Source organism: Janthinobacterium svalbardense (genome assembly GCF_002327145.1).
GTDB classification, from domain to species: domain Bacteria; phylum Pseudomonadota; class Gammaproteobacteria; order Burkholderiales; family Burkholderiaceae_D; genus Janthinobacterium; species Janthinobacterium tructae.
The window spans coordinates 5,285,140-5,300,762 of the sequence record NZ_CP023422.1 but is presented as its reverse complement, the minus strand read 5'-3'; the positions used below and the strand labels follow the sequence as shown (position 1 = coordinate 5,300,762).

The window sequence follows — 15,623 nt, the reverse complement described above, 5'->3', positions numbered from 1 at the left end:
ATTTTACCTCTGAACCAGACCACTTCGCCATACGCGCGCACCAATCGGGTGCGAAAGGAACTTCACCCAGGTCAAAAAAGACGCTCCCGGCAGCCGTTTCGACGTCGCCAGGCCATACGGAATTCCTATATAGGCATAGGATGTGCTTATATTCTTGCTAAAATAATTATCAAGAAGATCACTTATGGCCTTGCCGGCGCATCATCGCGCCGGTTGCGCTTCTCGCGCCGGCAATTCAGGGTACCCAGGACGACACCCTGCGGATCGACCGTATCGAGGTGCACATCGAAGCCCCACAGCCGAGCCACGTGCTTGAGCACTTCGGCTGCCTGCTGGTTCAGCGGGCGGCGCTGGAATTGCGTGTGGCGCAGGGTCAATGCGCGGTCGTCGCGCGTATTCACGGACCAGACCTGGATGTTCGGCTCGCGGTTGCCCAGGTTGTACTGCTCGGCCAGTTGCTGGCGCACGTAGCGGTAGCCGGCATCGTCGTGGATGGCGGAAATGGCCAGTTTTTCATTCTTGTCGTCGTCGAGGACGGCAAAGAAATGGAATTCGCGGATCAGCCGCGGCGACAGATACTGGGCGATGAAGCTTTCATCCTTGAAATTGCGCATGGCAAAGTCCAGGCTCTTGCGCCAGTCGCTGCCGGCAATGTCGGGGAACCAGGCGCGGTCTTCGTCCGTCGGATGCTCGCAGATGCGGCGGATGTCGCTCATCATGGCAAAACCCAGCGCATACGGATTGATGCCGCTGTAATACGGGCTGTCGATGGGCGGCTGGTAGACCACGTTGGTATGGCTTTTCAGGAATTCCATCATGAAGCCGTCGCCCACCACGCCTTCGTCATACAGCTGGTTCAATATCGTGTAGTGCCAGAAGGTAGCCCAGCCTTCGTTCATGACCTGGGTTTGCCGCTGCGGATAGAAATACTGGGAAATCTTGCGCACGATGCGCACCATCTCGCGCTGCCACGGTTCCAGCAGCGGCGCATACTTCTCTATAAAGTACAGCAGGTTTTCCTCGGCTTCGGGCGGGAAGCGGGGGGCGGCCTTGCGCTGCTCATCCTCTTCCTCGTCATCCTCGCGCCGGGGCAGGGTACGCCACAGCTGGTTGATCTGCGACTGCACATACGCTTCGCGCTCTTTCTGGCGCGCATATTCCTTCGCCATCGACAGTTTCGCCGGGCGCTTGTAGCGGTCCACGCCATAGTTCTGGATGGCGTGGCAAGAGTCGAGCAGCAATTCCACCGCATCGACGCCATGGCGCTGCTCGCATTCGGCGATGTAATTCTTGGCAAACACCATATAGTCGATGATGGCGTCCGCATCCGTCCAGGCGCGGAACAGATAGTTGCCTTTAAAGAAGGAGTTGTGGCCGTAGGCCGCATGCGCGATCACCAGCGACTGCATGGTCAGGCTGTTTTCCTCCATTAAATAGGCGATGCACGGGTTCGAGTTGATGACGATCTCGTAGGCCAGGCCCATCTGGCCCCGCTTGTAGCTTTTTTCGGTGGAAAGAAAATGTTTGCCGAACGACCAGTGGTTGTACGAGACAGGCATGCCGACCGAGGTGTAGGCATCCATCATTTGCTCGGCCGTGATGATTTCCAGCTGGTTCGGATAGGTGTCCAGGCCGAACTGCTTCGCCACTCTGCGGATTTCCTCGTGGATTTGCTCGATCAGTTCGAACGTCCATTCCGACTGCTCGGGCAGGGCGTTCGGGTGGCGCAGGCGCACGAACGGTTCGCCCGGAGTGTTGCTGGCGCGGTCAAAGGCTGCACTCATCATTTCACCTGTTTCTTGAACAGTTCGCGGAAGACCGGGTAGATATCGGCCGGCGTGACGATCTTTTGCATGGCGAAATGGGCGTGATGGTCGAGCACGCCCGCATATTGCTCCCACAGGTTTTGCTGCGGGCCGTCGGTGATCTCGACATAGGTGTAGTACTGCACCTTGGGCAGGATGGTGTTGATCAGCAATTGGCGGCACAGCACGGAATCGTTGTCCCAGTTATCGCCGTCGGACGCCTGCGCCACATAGCTGTTCCATTGTCCGGCGCCATAGCGTTCGTCAATAATAGTGTTGAGCAAGTGCAGGGCGGACGACACCACGGTGCCGCCCGACTCGCGCGAATTGAAGAATTCATGCTCGTCCACTTCCGCCGCCGCCGTATGGTGGCGGATGAAGACCACCTCGATCTTGTCATAGGCGCGCTTGAGGAACAGATACAAGAGGATGAAGAAGCGCTTGGCCGTGTCCTTGCGTGATTCGTCCATGGAACCGGAGACGTCCATGATGCAGAACATGACGGCTTGCGTCATCGGCTTGGGCACCTTGATGCGGTTGCTGTAGCGCAAGTCGAACGGGTCGATGAAGGGGATGGCCAGCAGGCGCGTGTGCAAGTGATGGATCACGCGGCGCAGTTCCACCACCAGCGGGTCGTCCTCGGCGGCGCCGTCGAGCAGCAGGGCGGCCAGGTCTTCCTCGGCCTGCGCCAGTTGCTTGCGGGCGCCGCCGCCGACAGCGATGCGCCGGCCCAGCGCGCCGCGCAGCGAGCGCAGCACATGGATGTTCGATGGCGTGCCCGACATATTGTAGCCGGCGCGCTGGTTCTTGAATTCCGTGGTGGCCGTTAGCTGGGTTTTCACCATGTGCGGCAATTCCAAGTCCTCGAAGAAATAATTCATGAATTCTTCGCGCGACAATTCGAAGATGAAGTCGTCTTCCGTCGTCTCGTCGCTATTGCCCGCCTTGCCCCGCCCACTGCCACCGCCGCCTTTCGGCCGGGCGATCTGGTCGCCCTTCAGGTATTCCTTGTTGCCGGGATTAACCACTTCCCATACGCCGCCATGCGCGTGGCCGAACGACGGTTCGCCCACGTCCTTGACGGGGATGCTGACCTTTTCGCCATTCTCGACGTCCGTGATCGAGCGCCCCTTGATGGCGCGCCCCACGGCATCCTTGATCTGGCCCTTGTAACGCCGCAGGAAACGCTCGCGGTTGACGGCGGATTTATTCTTGCTTTGCAAGCGCCTGTCGATGAGGTATGTCAAAGGGTGCCTCCTTGCCTCTCGTCTTGCGCGCCCCGCCAGTCGCCGGGCGGGAGCACGCCTCCGCTGTCCGCGCTAGGATGACTTGCGTACGCGCAAGTACCATTCGCACAACAGGCGTACCTGCTTGGCCGTATAGCCTTTTTCCACCATGCGGGCCACGAAGTCGGCGTGCTTGTTGGCATCGTCGGCACTGGCCTTGGCATTGAAGGAAATCACGGGCAGCAATTCTTCCGTATTCGAAAACATCTTCTTTTCGATCACGGTGCGGAACTTTTCATAGCTGGTCCAGGCGGGATTCTTGCCGCCGTTCGAGGCCCGCGCACGCAGCCCGAAGTTCACGATTTCATTGCGGAAATCCTTCGGATTGGAAATGCCCGCCGGTTTCTCGATTTTTTCCAGTTCATTGTTCAGCGATTCGCGATCAAAACTTTCGCCCGTGTCCGGATCGCGGTATTCCTGGTCCTGTATCCAGAAATCGGCAAACGTCACGTAGCGGTCGAAAATGTTCTGACCGTATTCCGAATAGCTTTCCAGGTAAGCCGTCTGGATCTCCTTGCCGATGAATTCCACATAGCGCTGCGCCAGGTGCTCTTTAATATAGGAGAAGTAGCGCTGCTCGAGTTCCGGCGCGAACTGCTCGCGCTCGACCTGCTGTTCCAGTACATATAATAAGTGCACGGGATTGGCGGCCACTTCGGAATTGTCAAAGTTGAACACTTTCGACAGGATCTTGAAGGCAAAGCGCGTCGACAGGCCGTTCATGCCCTCGTCCACGCCCGCGTAATCGACGTATTCGTGCATGGATTTGGCTTTCGGGTCCGTATCCTTGAGGTTTTCGCCATCGTAGACGAGCATTTTCGAGAAAATGCTGGAGTTTTCCGGGTCTTTCAGGCGCGACAGGATGGCGAACTGCGCCATCATGCGCAGGGTGCCGGGTGCACACGGGGCCTTGACGAGCGAGGAATTGGCCACCAGCTTGTCGTAGATCTTGATTTCATCGGTCACGCGCAGGCAGTACGGCACCTTGACGATATAGATACGGTCAAGGAAAGCCTCGTTGTTGCGGTTGTTTTTAAAGGTCTTCCATTCCGACTCGTTCGAGTGGGCCAGGATGATGCCGTCGAACGGAATCGCACCAAAACCTTCCGTGCCCTTGTAATTGCCTTCCTGCGTGGCCGTCAGCAGCGGATGCAGCACCTTGATCGGGGCCTTGAACATTTCCACGAATTCCATCAAGCCCTGGTTGGCCAGGCACAGGCCGCCAGAATAGCTGTAGGCGTCCGGGTCGTCCTGCGCGTAGTCTTCGAGCTTGCGGATGTCGACCTTGCCCACCAGCGAGGAAATATCCTGGTTATTCTCGTCGCCCGGCTCCGTTTTCGAGATGGCAATCTGTTTCAGCACGGACGGATAGCGCTTGACGACGCGGAACTGGTTGATGTCGCCATTGTATTCATGCAGGCGTTTCACGGCCCACGGGCTGGGGATGTTGCGCAGGTAGCGGCGCGGGATGCCGTAATCCTCTTCCAGGATGGTGCCGTCTTCTTGCTCGTTGAACAGGCCCAGCGGCGATTCGTTGACGGGCGAGCCTTTCAGGCAATAGAAGGGTACGTGCTCCATCAGCGACTTGAGTTTTTCCGCAATGGACGACTTGCCGCCGCCGACAGGCCCCAGCAGATACAGGATCTGCTTGCGTTCTTCCAGCCCTTGCGCGGCATGGCGGAAATACGAGACGACTTGCTCGATGACTTCCTCGGTGCCGTAGAACTCGCGGAAGGCGGGATAGATCTTGATCACCTTGTTGGCGAAGATGCGCGACAGGCGCGTGTCGTTGCGCGTGTCGACCAGTTGCGGCTCGCCGATGGCGGCCAGCATGCGTTCGGGCGCGCTGGCATAGGTCAGCTTGTCCTTCTTGCACAGGGCCAGGTATTCGGTGAGCGACATTTCCTCTTCGCGGGTGCGCTCGTAGCGTGCTGCATAGTTATCAAAAATGGTCATGTCAATGTCCTTTAATGTAAACCTGTACTGCCAGTCACCATGGCCGCCCGCCTGGCACTCGCCTGGGCTCGCCGTCTGAACTTTTCCTGTACCCCGTACCGATTTTTATTGTTGTTTCAAGCCCGGGTGTCTTTGCGAGTCCGGATTGCCCGGACCAAAAAACTGGCGCTTGATGCCGTACGCTGACGTGGCCAGCCGGCTTTTTTTCACTGTTGATAGCGCTTGTTGCACCTACCATTGCCCCATGAAATTTATTATTGCTCTAAAGGATAAGGAAGTCAAAAGATATGTCAGCATATCCTTAATACTTGTTTGTAAATTGTTGATTTAATTGGATAAATCATCAAATTTTTCATCGATTGCAATGAACCTTTTTGTACCTTTTAAACCATCATACGACAATTCGCCAGCACGTGCCGGTGCCAGCCATGGCGCTGCTGTCGCCGGTGAGACCGGCCATCTTGCGCTAAGATGCCTGCATGTCTGATGGCCCTGCGCGCCGCGCGCGCGCGTGCCAGCACTTTTATCGTCACCCTATGAGGAACACCCATGATGAACCCCCAATTGCGCGCGATCGTCCGCGGCATGCCGAAGGCCGAGTTGCATATCCATATCGAAGGCTCGCTGGAGCCAGAACTGATTTTCGCACTGGCCGAGCGCAATGGCGTGCCGCTGGGCTATGAATCGGTAGAACACTTGCGCAGCGCCTATGCTTTTACGGATTTACAGTCTTTTCTCGACATTTATTACGCTGGCGCAAGCGTGCTCTTGAAAGAGCAGGATTTCTATGACATGACGCAAGCCTATCTGCGCCGCGCCGAAGCCGATAACGTACTGCACACGGAAATCTTCTTCGACCCGCAAACGCACACGGTGCGCGGCGTGCCGATTGCCGACGTGATCAACGGCATCCATCGCGCCTGCCAGGACAGCCCCGTCAGCGCGGCCCTGATCCTGTGTTTCCTGCGTCACCTGAGCGAGGAAGAAGCGTTCGAGACCCTGGAAGACGCGCTGCCGCACCGCGACAAATTCATCGGCATCGGCCTCGATTCCTCGGAAGTGGGTAACCCGCCCGAGAAATTTTCGCGCGTGTTTGCCCGTTGCCGCGAGCTGGGCCTGCACCTGGTGGCCCACGCCGGTGAAGAAGGCCCGCCAGCCTACATCCGCACGGCGCTCGACGACTTGCAAGTCGAACGCATCGACCATGGCGTGCGCTGCCTGGAAGACGCGGAACTGACGGCCCGCCTGGCGCGCGAACAAATCGCGCTGACCGTCTGCCCGCTGTCGAACACCAAACTGCGCGTGTTTGACCAGATGCATGACCATAACCTGCTGCAACTGCTCGACGCCGGCCTGCTCGTGACGGTGAACTCGGACGATCCCGCGTACTTCGGCGGCTACATGAACGACAATTTCGACGCCATTTTCGATGCTTTGCCGCTGGGCCTGTCCCACGCGCAACGCTTGGCGCGCAACGGTTTTATTGCCGCCTTCCTGCCGCAGGCGCAAAAAGACGCGTTTCTCGCTACCGTCGCTGCGTATTTCGCCCGGCACGCCGCCGCCCACGGCGCAGCGCAATAACGCATCACTATCCACGTTCATAAAGACCCGCCGCCCATGCTCCGCCTCTCCCTGAAAATGACCGGCCGCGACTGGCGCGCCGGGCAACTGCGTTTCCTGCTCGTCGCCCTGATCGTGGCCGTGGCGGCCCTGTCGGCCGTGGGCTTCTTCGTCGACCGTTTGCGCGCGGGCCTGAACCGCGACGCGCACCAGCTGCTGGGGGCCGACCTGGTCATCAACGCCGACCAGCCCGTCAATGCGGCATGGCGCGCCGAAGCGCAGAAGCGCGGTTTTATCCTGGCCGACACGGTGACGTTCCCCAGTATGGCGCAGGCGGGAGAAGGTGAGCAGTCGCTGTCGCAGCTGGCGTCCATCAAGGCCGTCTCACCCGGCTACCCGCAGCGGGGCAAGCTGAAAATCACCACCCAACTGAACGAAGCGCAGGATGCCGTGGGCCAGCCGACCAGCCAGGTACCGGCGCCCGGCACCGTGTGGGTCGACGCGGCGATTTTGTCCAGCCTGAACGCGAAACTGGGCGACACCTTGACACTGGGCGACAAGGCATTTACCGTCACGCAACTGATCGCCAGCGAGCCGGACCGGGGCGCCTCGTTCCTGAACTTCGCCCCCCGCGTGATGCTGCCCTTGAGCGACCTGGCCGCCACGGCGCTGGTGCAGAACGGCTCGCGCGTATCGTACCGCTTGCTGCTGTCGGCACCGCCCGCCAAGGCGGCCGAGCTTGCGCAATATCAAGCCTGGCTGGAAAGCCAGATCAAGGCGCAGGCCATCAAGGGCGTGCGCATCGAGTCGCTGGAATCGGGCAGTCCGCAGATGCAATCGACCTTGGACCGCGCCGACCGTTTTCTGTCGCTGGTCGGCTTGTTGTCGGCCATGCTGGCCGCCGTCGCCGTGGCGATGGCGGCGCGCCGCTTCATGCTGCGGCACCTGGACGCCTGCGCCATGCTGCGCTGCCTGGGCTTGACGCAAAACCAGGTCACGGCCATGTACGTGATCGAATTTTTACTGGTGGGCCTGGCCGGCAGCGTGGTCGGCGTGATGGTGGGCTTCGGCGGCCACCTGGTGCTGCTGGAGCTGTTGGGCAAGCTGGTGCAGAGCGACTTGCCGCCCGTCTCCCTGCTGCCCGCGCTGCAAGGCGTGGCCACCGGCATGCTCTTGCTGCTGGGCTTTGCCCTGCCGCCGATTTTGCAGTTGCGCAATGTGCCGCACAACAGGGTGATCCGCCGCGAACAGGAGCCGCCGCAGGCGCTGGCCCTGGCCACCTACGGCCTGGGCATCGCCGCCTTCGTCGTGCTGCTGCTGTGGCAGGCGGGCGACGTGAAACTGGCGCTGCTGACGGCGGCCGGTTTCCTCGGCGGCTTCGCCCTGTTCGGCCTGGCCGGCTGGCTGGGCATCAAATCGCTGAAAACCCTGCGCGGCGCCTTCAATCACCAGGGCTGGCGCTTTGCCGTCACGTCCTTGCAGCGCCGTCCGGGCGCCACCGTGATCCAGGTGGTGTCGCTGGCGCTGGGCCTGATGGCTTTGCTGCTGCTGACGGTGGTGCGAGGCGACTTGATGCTGGCCTGGCGCAACGCCACGCCGCCGGACGCGCCGAACCGCTTCATGATCAATATCCTGCCCGAGCAAAAAGACCCGATCGCCGCGCGCCTGGCGCAGGCCGGCGTGGCCAATGCGCCCCTGTATCCGATGATACGCGGGCGCCTGGTGGCCGTGAACGGCAATGCCATCACGGAAACCACCTACGAGGATGACCGCGCCAAGGGCCTGGCCGAGCGCGAATTCAACCTGTCGACGATGGCCACCATGCAGGAAGAAAACAAGCTGGTGGCCGGCAAGTGGTTCGCCAATGCGCCCGGTGCGCCGGCTGAGGCGTCGGTGGAGGAGGGCATCGCCAAGACATTGAAACTGAAACTGGGCGACAAGCTGCGCTTCGACATCGCCGGCCAGCCCGTCGAGGCGGCGATCACGAGTTTACGCAAGCTGGAATGGGGTTCGATGCGCGTCAATTTCTTTGTCATCATCAACCCGGCCGCCATGGCGGACACGCCGCAGACGTGGATCACGGCGTTTCACTTGCCTCCCGCACAGGCGGACCTGGGTAATGCCTTGCTGCGCGACTATCCTAATCTGACGGTGGTCGACGTGGGCGGCGTGCTGAAACAGATCCAGGGTGTGCTGGACCAGGTGGTCACGGCCGTCGAATTCCTCTTCGCGTTTACGTTGGCCTCGGGCTTGCTGGTGCTGTATGCCGCGCTGATGGGGTCGCAGGACGAGCGCACGCGCGAAGCGGGACTGCTGCGCGCGCTGGGTGCCACGCGGCGCCAGCTGGCGCAGGCGCAGCTGATCGAATTTTCCCTCGTGGGCGCGCTGGCCGGCTTGCTGGCGGCCACGGGCGCGGCGGCCATGGGCTGGGCCCTGGCCACGTATCAGTTCAAGTTCGCCTGGAGCTTCGCACCGGGCGTGTGGGCCTTCGGCCTGCTGGCCGGCGCCCTGTGCGCCATCGCCGGCGGCTGGCTGGGCTTGCGCAATGTATTGAAACATCCGCCGCTGCAAACGCTACGGGAAGGCTAAGTTGCCAACTACGCGCTGACGCTGTCGCCCGCGCCCGCGCGCAGAAATTGCGCGTAGGACATGACCGGCTGCCCCAGCTGGTGCGGCGGGACGTCGAACAGGGCCCAGAAATACGTCACCCGGCCCAGGCAGATGGTGGGTGCGGCGCAGTAGCGGAACCAGTTTTCGCCGATCTGGCTGGAATACATGCCGTCGCTGTCGGCGTCGGAAAAGTACGGGATCACGCGCATTTCCAGCAGGGCCAGCAGCAGGGATTGCGGTGCGTCGCTGTCGCGCGCCATTTCATATTGCGTGTGCAGGCTGCGCTCCGTCTCGATGATCATCAGCCTGGCGTGGCCGTCGCGCGTGAAGAACAGGATGCCGCAGGGATTGGGAAAGATGTAGAACTCGACGAAGCCATGGCGCTGGCACAGCTCGTACACGACTGCGGCCAGGGCTTCGTCTTGCAGGAAAGCATAGTCGTGCAGCAATAGCAAGTCGCGCACGGTATCCGAGTGCTGCAGGAAAAATTCGCGCTGCAAAGAGACGATTTCCTGTTCCAGGATGTCGAGCGCATCGTCGTCGCTCTTCTTGATGTAGCGGTCGATCAAGCCCCGGTTGAAGGCCGTCACGGCCACTTTTTCATCGGCTGCACCTGTAAATAAAATCTTCTTGCACGGCAAGTCGCGCACGGCCTGGCAGAATTCCAGGCCATTCATTTGCGGCATCGAATAATCGACTACCAGCACGGAGGGCACGGCAAAGCGCTGCGCCTGGCCGCTGATGCGCCAGATGCGTTCGAGATCGAGCGCCACGTTGCATTGGTCGGGCGGCAGGTTTTGCGTGTCGAAATTGACGTGCAGCGGTGTCTCGCCCAGTTGCGTGCTGTGGCGCAGCCAGTGCAGCGCGCTGCTGGTGTCGTGGAAAGTCTTGCGCGCCAGGCCAGGATCGAGCTGGAACGCCAGGCTTTTCAGGAAGGAATCGCTGTCGTCGATCAGTACGGTCAGGGTCGGATGGGTGTAGACGGGCAGTTGCATGCGTCACCTCGCGCGGTGGATGGATGGAAAACGGGTGTGGGTGGGCACGGGCAGGGGCTGGGGAAATTCCAGCACGAAGATGGCGTAGGCACCTTCGCGCGCCACGCAGCGGATGCGTGCCTGCCAGGCTTGCATGATTTGCCGGCACAGGGCCAGGCCGATGCCGCTGCCGTTGTGCGCAGGATACGAATAGAAGCGGTCGAAGATCAGCGGCAGGCGGTTGGCCGCGATGCCGCAGCCCGTGTCGATGAACAGCAGGCGCGGCACGGGATGGGCGCCATCGATGATGATGCGCACGCGGCCCTTGCCGGCGCGGTGGATGCTTTTCAAGGCATTGCGCAGCAGGTTCAGCAGGATCACCACGCACAATTCCGACTGGCCCGGAAAGGTGAAATCGGCGCGCACGTCGACCTTGACGATGTCGCGCTGGGCCGTGCTGGTAAATGGATAGCGGCGCAGCACGGCCGCCACGCTGTCGTGCATGGCCACAGCTTCGTTCGCTTCGAGCTTGCGGTTGACGGCGCTGGCGCTGAGCAGGAACAAATCGATCATGTGGTGCATGTGGCGCACTTCGAACTGGATGCGCGCCAACGCTTCCAGGTTGGCCGCGTCCGGCGGCCGGTCTTGCAGCTTGCGCTGCAGCCCGCGCACGTTCGCCTCGACGCTGACGAGGGGCGTGCGCAATTCGTGCGCCACGCTGCCCAGGCCGGCCGCCAGCCCGGCCAGTTTCTCTTGTGCACCCACATGGCGCCCCACCTTGACCACCGACAGCACGGCAATCGTGAACCAGTGCACGGGCAATTGCTGCAAGACGTCGCCGCTGAGCAAAAAGGCGGGATCACCAAACACGGCAAACGCCAGGCAGGCCAGCAGGGTGCCGCTCAGGTAGGCCAGCATGGCGATGCGCGTATCGAAATGAAACAGCACGACCAGCGCCACCAGCAGTGAATGCATCCACAGCGCTGCGGCGTGGTTCATCAGGAACATGTAGGTGAAGAAAAATGGCAGTTCGAAGGTCAGCCCCAGGAACAGGTACACGCTGAACCAGGTATTGCTGAAGCGGTCGGGCCACAGCGCGGGCAGGAACAGCAGGGCGGAGATGGTGCGCAGCAGTGGCGATTCGTATTCTTGCGGAAAAAAATAATGCCACAGCGCGTAGTACAGGGGCATACCCAGCGCACCGATGAGTGCCAGGGTGCGCACCTGCGCGCGCCGCACGGGCGTGTGTTCGATGGCGTCGTGGAAATGCAGGAAAGGCTGGAGCAGCTTGCCTTGCCACCGTTTTCCGGAAGGGGACTGCACGTGCATCATGATCAGGGGACGTGTTCGTTGAGGCGTGTCAATGCAACATGATCGGCGGGTTCTCTCCTTATCAGCACGATATCAGCATAACTGTTGAGCTGTATCAAACTCTTGCCGGATGGCTCGCGCATGTTGGACGCGGTAGTTCCCCCGCAACCAATCAGGAGTCCCCTATGTCACACGCCCTTTTTCCCCTGTCGTCCCCCGCCATCCATGCCGAACAACAGATGCCTGCCTTCGTGCGCGCACGCATGGATGAACATTACGTCGAGCGCATCGAGAAGCTGCTCGGTGGCGAACACCTGCACGAATGGCAAGCGATGCCCGCGCGTGCAGTCATGCTGGCAGGTAATGATTACCTGAACATCGCCGGCGAGACCGTGCTGCTGGCGGCCCAGGCGCGCGTCTTGCAGGGCGGCGGCGCCATGCTGATGTCGTCCGTGTTCTTGCAGGAAGGCAGCCGCCAGCACCGGCTCGAACAAAAATTCGCGGACTATCTCGGCAGCGAAGCCTGTGTGCTGGCGCAGTCGGGCTGGGCCGCTAACGTGGGCTTGCTGCAAAGCCTGGCCGGGCCCGGCATCCCCGTCTACCTGGACATGCAGGCGCACGCCTCGCTGTGGGAAGGGGTGCAATCGGCGCAAGCCGTGCCCGTGGCCTTCCTGCATAACGATGGCGCCCACCTGCAGCGCCAGCTCGACAAGCATGGCCCCGGCATCATCGTCGTCGATGCGCTGTACAGCACGAATGGCAGCGTGGCGCCGCTACTGGAAATGGTGGAAATCTCCGAGCGCAGCGGCAGCATGCTGATCGTCGACGAGTCGCACTCGCTGGGCACGCACGGCCCGCAGGGCGCGGGCCTGGTGGCCGAGCTGGGCCTGGCCGGGCGCGTGCATTTCCGCACGGCGTCGCTGGCCAAGGCGTTTGCGGGGCGGGCGGGGCTGATCACCTGTTCGGCCCGCTTCAAGGGCTATTTCCTGTCCGCCTCGCGGCCCGCCATCTTCAGCTCCTGCCTGCTGGAACACGAGCTGGCGTGGTTCGATGCGGCGCTCGATTTCATCCGCGCCGCCGACGGCCGCCGCGCCGCCCTGCGCCGCCACAGCGTGCAGCTGCGCCAGGGGCTGGCTGAGCTTGGCTACAACGTCAGCGACGGCACCGAGCAAATCATCGCGCTGGAAGCGGGCGCTGAACCCGACACCCTGATCCTGCGCAAGGCGCTGGAGCGGCACGGCATCTACGGCGCCGTGTTCTGCGCGCCGGCCACGCCGAAGAACCGCTCGCTGGTGCGCCTGACCCTGAATGCGGGCTTGCGCGAGGACGAGTGCGCCAGAGTGCTGGCCGCCTGCGCCGCCATCCGCGACGAGACGGGCATGGCGCGCTGGCCGTCGACGCGGCGTTTGCGCAAGCTGGCGCTGGTGTAGGGAGCGCGCGTCAGCCGTTGCCGGGCTGGCTGCCGGCGATGCCGGCCAGCAGCAGGGACAGCGGTGCCAACTGCTGCGCGCTGGCGCTGCCCAGCAATTCCTGGCCCAGCGCCTGCGCCGTCGCATCGGCATGGATCAGCAGGGCTTGCCCCGTATCGGTGATGACGGCATAGCCGACGCGGGCATCACGCGCATCGGCCTGGCGCGCCACCAGGCCGATTTTCTCCAGCGGTATCAGCGAACGCGTGATGCCGGACGCCGTCAGCGCCAGGCGCTCGGCCAGGTCGATGCGGCGCAGGCGGCCACCGGGTGCGCGCTGCAAGTGGTACAGCAATTGATAATCGCCAAAGCTCAGGCCGTGCAGATTGCCCAAGATGCTGTCCAAGCGGCGCACAATGAGCGCCTGGGCACGCGCCAGGCGCAAGCAGAAGTCCAGCGCGCTGGCGCCGTCCGGCGGCGGGGAAGTGTGATCGGTCATGGTTTCCTTGGTGTTGGCTGCGCAGTGCTTGAGTGCGCAAGTGTAAAGCAATACTGCTCAATACAGTGGCTGCCCCTGTTCCAGCCACTGTGCGCGGTGCAGCGCCAGCAGGGCATCGAGTTCGGCCTGCGCATCGAAGGCGGGATCGCCCGATGCCTTGACGCTGTCGATGATGTCGAAGCGGAAGGCTGCCGCGCCATCGCGCCGCCAGTCCGCCTGCAGGCGGGCGTTGCGGTGCGTGCCCAGCGCGAGTTCGAAGCGGTGGCGGTTCAGCGCACCAGGGGCGTTGCGGCTGCGTTCGAGCAGGGTGCATCCGCTGGGCACGTGGCGCAGCGCGATGATGCCCAATGCTGGCGCTTGTTGCCGGTAGGCCGCTTTCAGGGCAGCTTGCTGTGTTTTATCCATCCTGCGATTTCCTCAAGGTTGGGTGACGTAATCGGTTGCCGCGATGCGCGCAATGTCAGTGAACAGGGTGGCGGCGATGGCGGCGGCCAGCAGCAGGGCGCCGCCGGCGCAGAACAGTTCGCCCACGCTCAGGTGGCGCAGCAGCGCGCCCGTGGCCGCCGCCGACAGAGGCGCCAGGCCCAGGAAGATGCCCATGAACACGGCTATCGCCCGGCCCAGCATGGTGGGCGCCACGCGCCGCTGTATCCACGTAAAGATGGCCACCTGCACATAGCCGCCCAGCAGGCCGGTGACGGCCAGCAAGGCCGCGCCTTGCCAGGCGGTTTCGATTTGCCCCAGCGCCATCAGCAGGATGGCGACAATGGCGTCAACGGCCAGCAAGGTGGCGCCGAAACGCTGGCGTAGCCAGGCGCCGCCCAGGCTGGACGCCAGCATGCCGGCCAGGGTGCCGGCGCCGTGCGCGCCCATCAGCAGTCCCAGCGCCGCAGCACCGTGCAGGCGTTCGCTGGCCAGCACGGGCAAGGCCACTTGCAGCGGACCCATGACGAAGAAGGCCACCAGCGCCCAGTACGCATAGCAGCTGCGCAAGGGAAGGTCGCGCCACACCATGGCCAGGCCCGCCGCCATGTCGCGCCACATGCCCTGCGCCGCCACCACGGCCAGTGGCCGCAGCTTGACTTGGCGCAAGGTCCAGGCGGAGAACAGAAACGTCAGCGCATCGATGGCAAAGGCGGCGGCCAGCGCCGCCATGGGGGTTTTCTGCGCGCCCTCGTGGGCGCCCAGCACCAGCGCCGCCAGCAGGGGGCCGGCCAGCAGCGACAACTGGCGCGCACCCATCTGCAAACCATTGGCTTTTTGCAACAATTGCGTCGGCACGGCTTGCGGCAGGATGGCCGTGCCGGCCGGAATGCCAAAGGCGGAAGCGATGCCCAGTGCCAGCGCGGCCGCATACGCGAGCGCCAGGCTGGCCTGCTCCAGCATCAGCAGCCCCGCCAGCGCCAGCAGGATGGCAGCGTTCGCATATTTGCTCAGCAGCAGCACGCGCCGGGGCGAGTAGCGGTCGGCGATGGTGCCGCCCAGCAAGATGAGTACGGCGCGCGGTGCGCCCATCAGGGCCACGGCGATGCCCAGGCTGAGGCTATCGTTCGTCAGGCTCAGCACCAGCCACGGCAGGGCCAGCATGCTGAACTGGTCGCCCAGCATGGAAACGAGGCCGCCGCCCAGCAGCCAGCGGAAGTTGCTATTGCGCAGCAAAGGAGTGTCGATAGCGTCTGGCATGGTCGTCTTGTCCGTGGTTTAAAAATTGCATAGTAGTTGATATAAGCTTGATCAGTCAAGTATATTGCCATTTATTGTGGCAGAGAGAGCTAGTGGCGCATGGAGCGCCGATGCTTGCGCTATCATGGCGGCCATGACTGATACCACTGCCCCCACCCTGTACGAGACCATCGGCGGCGCCCCTGTGCTGCGTGAAATGGTCGACCGCTTTTATGATCTGATGGAACTCGAGCCCGAGTTCGCCGGCATCCGCGTCATGCATCCGCCATCGACGGACGGTTCGCGCGACAAGCTATATTTCTTCCTGACGGGCTGGATGGGCGGGCCGGATTTGTATATCGAGAAATTCGGCCACCCGCGCCTGCGCGCCCGTCACTTGCCTTACGCCATCGGCACCAGCGAGCGCGACCAGTGGCTGCGGGCCATGGCCTGGGCCATGGAAGACACGGGCATCGAAGAATCCCTGCGCGTGCGCCTGATGGAATCGTTCTATCAGACAGCCGACTGGATGCGCAATAAACCTGACTGAC

12 protein-coding genes are annotated in these 15,623 nt (G+C 62.2%); 4 read left to right on the top strand and 8 right to left on the bottom strand.

The window, feature by feature from the left end:
* Positions 1-182 precede the first annotated feature (182 nt).
* The 3 genes from CNX70_RS23590 to CNX70_RS23580 all read right to left on the bottom strand — a co-directional run bounded on the left by CNX70_RS23590 (position 183) and on the right by CNX70_RS23580 (position 5,047).
* Positions 183-1,784 (bottom strand): SpoVR family protein, encoded by a 1,602-nt coding sequence (locus CNX70_RS23590; protein WP_096237531.1) that lies wholly within the window; start codon positions 1,782-1,784, stop codon positions 183-185.
* On the bottom strand, positions 1,784-3,052 hold the full coding sequence (locus CNX70_RS23585) for a YeaH/YhbH family protein (protein WP_096237530.1): 1,269 nt from the start codon (positions 3,050-3,052) through the stop codon (positions 1,784-1,786). Before CNX70_RS23585 ends, CNX70_RS23590 begins: the two co-directional genes overlap by 1 nt.
* A gap of 72 nt (positions 3,053-3,124) precedes the next feature.
* Positions 3,125-5,047, bottom strand: coding sequence for a PrkA family serine protein kinase (locus CNX70_RS23580; RefSeq protein WP_071075815.1), 1,923 nt, complete (start codon positions 5,045-5,047; stop codon positions 3,125-3,127).
* Positions 5,048-5,596: 549 nt separating this feature from the next.
* On the opposite strand from CNX70_RS23580, the gene CNX70_RS23575 reads away from it, so the two are divergent.
* Together CNX70_RS23575 and CNX70_RS23570 are read left to right on the top strand one after the other, a co-directional pair.
* Positions 5,597-6,628, top strand: a complete 1,032-nt coding sequence (locus tag CNX70_RS23575; RefSeq protein WP_096237529.1) for an adenosine deaminase — start codon at positions 5,597-5,599, stop codon at positions 6,626-6,628.
* A 36-nt stretch (positions 6,629-6,664) separates the two neighbouring features.
* The gene (locus CNX70_RS23570; protein WP_096237528.1) at positions 6,665-9,196 is read left to right on the top strand and encodes an ABC transporter permease; all 2,532 of its coding nucleotides are present in this window, start codon (positions 6,665-6,667) and stop codon (positions 9,194-9,196) included.
* A gap of 8 nt (positions 9,197-9,204) precedes the next feature.
* Here CNX70_RS23570 and CNX70_RS23565 read toward each other — a convergent pair whose 3' ends face one another.
* A complete protein-coding gene (locus tag CNX70_RS23565) occupies positions 9,205-10,212 on the bottom strand; it encodes a response regulator (protein WP_096237527.1) in 1,008 nt (335 codons plus the stop codon).
* A gap of 3 nt (positions 10,213-10,215) precedes the next feature.
* The gene (locus tag CNX70_RS23560; RefSeq protein ID WP_096238648.1) at positions 10,216-11,520 is read right to left on the bottom strand and encodes a sensor histidine kinase; all 1,305 of its coding nucleotides are present in this window, start codon (positions 11,518-11,520) and stop codon (positions 10,216-10,218) included.
* A 167-nt stretch (positions 11,521-11,687) separates the two neighbouring features.
* Here CNX70_RS23560 and cqsA point away from each other — a divergent pair, with 167 nt between their 5' ends.
* The gene (gene cqsA / locus CNX70_RS23555) at positions 11,688-12,932 is read left to right on the top strand and encodes an alpha-hydroxyketone-type quorum-sensing autoinducer synthase (protein WP_096237526.1); all 1,245 of its coding nucleotides are present in this window, start codon (positions 11,688-11,690) and stop codon (positions 12,930-12,932) included.
* Positions 12,933-12,942: 10 nt separating this feature from the next.
* Here the strand turns inward: cqsA and CNX70_RS23550 are convergent, their stop codons facing one another.
* From CNX70_RS23550 to CNX70_RS23540, 3 genes are read right to left on the bottom strand one after another with little or no spacing between them, the layout of a single operon-like run.
* Positions 12,943-13,410 (bottom strand): MarR family winged helix-turn-helix transcriptional regulator, encoded by a 468-nt coding sequence (locus CNX70_RS23550; protein ID WP_096237525.1) that lies wholly within the window; start codon positions 13,408-13,410, stop codon positions 12,943-12,945.
* Positions 13,411-13,467: 57 nt separating this feature from the next.
* Positions 13,468-13,815: a GIY-YIG nuclease family protein gene (locus tag CNX70_RS23545; RefSeq protein ID WP_096237524.1), complete on the bottom strand. Its 348-nt coding sequence runs from the start codon at positions 13,813-13,815 to the stop codon at positions 13,468-13,470.
* A gap of 12 nt (positions 13,816-13,827) precedes the next feature.
* Positions 13,828-15,093, bottom strand: a complete 1,266-nt coding sequence (locus tag CNX70_RS23540) for an MFS transporter (RefSeq protein WP_096237523.1) — start codon at positions 15,091-15,093, stop codon at positions 13,828-13,830.
* A 133-nt stretch (positions 15,094-15,226) separates the two neighbouring features.
* Between CNX70_RS23540 and CNX70_RS23535 the strand changes: the two genes are divergently transcribed.
* Complete coding sequence (locus CNX70_RS23535) at positions 15,227-15,622, top strand: group II truncated hemoglobin (protein ID WP_034754244.1); 396 nt, start codon at positions 15,227-15,229, stop codon at positions 15,620-15,622.
* The last annotated feature ends 1 nt before the right edge of the window (position 15,623 follow it).

What these genes read in the sequence shown, in the direction of transcription:
- CNX70_RS23535 (WP_034754244.1), top strand. Translation starts at nt 15,227, where the DNA reads ATGACTGATACCACTGCCCCCACCCTGTACGAGACCATCGGCGGCGCC.
- CNX70_RS23580 (WP_071075815.1), bottom strand. Translation starts at nt 5,047, where the DNA reads ATGACCATTTTTGATAACTATGCAGCACGCTACGAGCGCACCCGCGAA.
- CNX70_RS23550 (WP_096237525.1), bottom strand. Translation starts at nt 13,410, where the DNA reads ATGACCGATCACACTTCCCCGCCGCCGGACGGCGCCAGCGCGCTGGAC.
- CNX70_RS23590 (WP_096237531.1), bottom strand. Translation starts at nt 1,784, where the DNA reads ATGAGTGCAGCCTTTGACCGCGCCAGCAACACTCCGGGCGAACCGTTC.
- CNX70_RS23545 (WP_096237524.1), bottom strand. Translation starts at nt 13,815, where the DNA reads ATGGATAAAACACAGCAAGCTGCCCTGAAAGCGGCCTACCGGCAACAA.
- CNX70_RS23560 (WP_096238648.1), bottom strand. Translation starts at nt 11,520, where the DNA reads ATGCACGTGCAGTCCCCTTCCGGAAAACGGTGGCAAGGCAAGCTGCTC.
- CNX70_RS23570 (WP_096237528.1), top strand. Translation starts at nt 6,665, where the DNA reads ATGCTCCGCCTCTCCCTGAAAATGACCGGCCGCGACTGGCGCGCCGGG.
- CNX70_RS23575 (WP_096237529.1), top strand. Translation starts at nt 5,597, where the DNA reads ATGATGAACCCCCAATTGCGCGCGATCGTCCGCGGCATGCCGAAGGCC.
- CNX70_RS23565 (WP_096237527.1), bottom strand. Translation starts at nt 10,212, where the DNA reads ATGCAACTGCCCGTCTACACCCATCCGACCCTGACCGTACTGATCGAC.
- cqsA (WP_096237526.1), top strand. Translation starts at nt 11,688, where the DNA reads ATGTCACACGCCCTTTTTCCCCTGTCGTCCCCCGCCATCCATGCCGAA.
- CNX70_RS23540 (WP_096237523.1), bottom strand. Translation starts at nt 15,093, where the DNA reads ATGCCAGACGCTATCGACACTCCTTTGCTGCGCAATAGCAACTTCCGC.